Raw genomic sequence first — 2,058 nt, forward strand, 5'->3', positions numbered from 1 at the left:
CCATTAAGTGATAGTGTTTCCAATTCATTCTCATCATTCTCAAAAATTAAAAACACTTTCAGTTCTGGATGTATTTCCAAAAATGTTTTAACCCTTTCAATTCCCATAGCCTTAAATGCTGTTGCAAATGCATCAGCTGTCATGCAGTTTTCAGCAATTACAGAAATACTTAATAAATTTGTTTTACTAGGATATCCCGTTTCGGTATCAATAATGTGGGCATAACGATTTCCATTTTCATCAACTTTAAACTTCCTATAAGTGCCCGAAGTTGCCATGGCTTCATCCCTAATACTTATGGCTGTTAATATGACTTTTTCACCTTCAAAATTTGGTTCCTCTAAACCTACTTTCCAAGGGCTTTGTTTCTCAGAATTTATACCCTTAGCTTTTATTTCTCCACCAATTTCAACTAAGTAATTAGAAACATTATTTGATTCTAAAAACGCACCAACTACATCAACCGCGTATCCTTTGGCTATGGCATTAAATTCTAAGTAAACATTAGGATTAATTTTTTCAATTACGCTTTCACGTCTATAGGTTTTATCGAAACCTACGTATTGCATTAAACTATCAATTTTCAAACTATCTACTACCTCAATTGTATTTTCCGAACCAAATTTCCATGCATTAACAATATTCCCAATTGTTGGGTCAAATGCACCACCAGTTTGTCCAAAAATCTCTTTTGAAGCGTCATAAACATTTATAAAATGGTTATCAATTTCATAAGCTTCATTTCTATTCAATTTGGAAATTTCCGAATTCGTTTGATAGGTAGACAAAGATTTATTAATGACATAAAACAAACTATCTATTTGTTTTTCATAATTGGTTTCAGAATTATAAATAATTGAATAACTGGTACCAAAAACACTCCCTACAAGCTTTGTGTTTTCATTACTTTTTTTACAAGAAAAACTAAATGAGAGAAGTAAAAACGCGAATAAAAATTTATTCATTTATTAATATTTATTTTCAGTTAAAATTGGTTTCTAATACTTGTATTCCGTTATACTCTAACAAATAATCTTGATTTAAATAAATAGGTTGTTTTTCACCTTCTGGGTTACCTATTCCAACGCCTGCATACAAAACTTTTGCATCTTTTTCTCTGGCATGATTTTTAAAAGATTCCATCCAAACGACATCGTAATTATTAGGGTTTTCTGGTAAAATTACAGCCCGAACAATCACGAAAAAGTATTGCTTATTCTTATCAATACACACAAATTGCGGATGCTTTTTAAGTTTACTATTTACAGCAATAAACTCAAAACCACGTTGCTCTAAATCCTTTCCTACATGGTTCATGGCTAGATTATGCAATTCTTGCTCAGATAATGGCTTTTTCATGGTATAAAAATAAAACAAAAGTTAAATACATGATGACATTTTTAAATTGTTTCGATGAGATGATATATTAACCTTTTAAACTGTAAACACCTTCTTTATTATGAAAACTTCAATGACTTGTTTAGCGCTTTTAACCCTAATAAATTTTTCCTGCGGACAACAAAAGGAAAATAATGATTTTGTAGAATTTAACTCTAATTCTGAAACATTTGTTGAAAGCAACCAAAACGAACTTAACAACCAAACCAACTTGGTTCAAACTTCAAAACCCGAAACACCAAAGCAAGGTAAGCTAAAAGGTTATAAAGTTATGAGCAAACAGTTTGGAATGCCCGTTGGGATTATGCCCATACCTGATACTTGGAATGAAATTAACAATACAAAGGACGGCGTATTTCTTGAATCAAAAGATGGTGTAAAAGTATACGGTGAGCGTTTTATAACTCATTTTTATTCAAACAATCCGCAGCGCAATCAATTTGCTCAACAAAGTGGCAGTAATGTGAAAGCGCCAAAAAGCATAAATAGAGTTATTCAAGAAGATTTAAAACCTTATGCAGAGTCTCAAGGCATAAAATTAGTCAATCAATTTCCATTACCTCAACTTGCACAATTTGATAAACAATTTGACAGTTATCTTTTTAAAGGAACCCCTGAAAACAAGCAATTTCAATGTATCGCAACAGAATGGGTTGATAA

General features: G+C 31.4%; 3 protein-coding genes. 1 reads left to right on the forward strand and 2 read right to left on the reverse strand.

The features are described from left to right. Together WBN21_RS10140 and WBN21_RS10145 are read right to left on the reverse strand one after the other, a co-directional pair. Positions 1-965, reverse strand: a 965-nt coding sequence (locus WBN21_RS10140; RefSeq protein ID WP_424199915.1) for an FAD:protein FMN transferase, incomplete at its 3' end; no start/stop codon positions are given. Positions 966-981: 16 nt separating this feature from the next. Further along, entirely contained in the window at positions 982-1,359 is a 378-nt protein-coding gene (locus WBN21_RS10145; protein WP_424199917.1) for a Na(+)-translocating NADH-quinone reductase subunit F, read from the reverse strand. 100 nt (positions 1,360-1,459) lie between these two features. Between WBN21_RS10145 and WBN21_RS10150 the strand changes: the two genes are divergently transcribed. Beyond that, a partial coding sequence (locus WBN21_RS10150; protein WP_424199918.1) for a hypothetical protein occupies positions 1,460-2,058 on the forward strand: 599 nt, incomplete at its 3' end.

The sequence above is a fragment of the Algibacter sp. genome (genome assembly GCF_049667265.1).
Taxonomy (GTDB): Bacteria; Bacteroidota; Bacteroidia; order Flavobacteriales; family Flavobacteriaceae; genus Algibacter_B.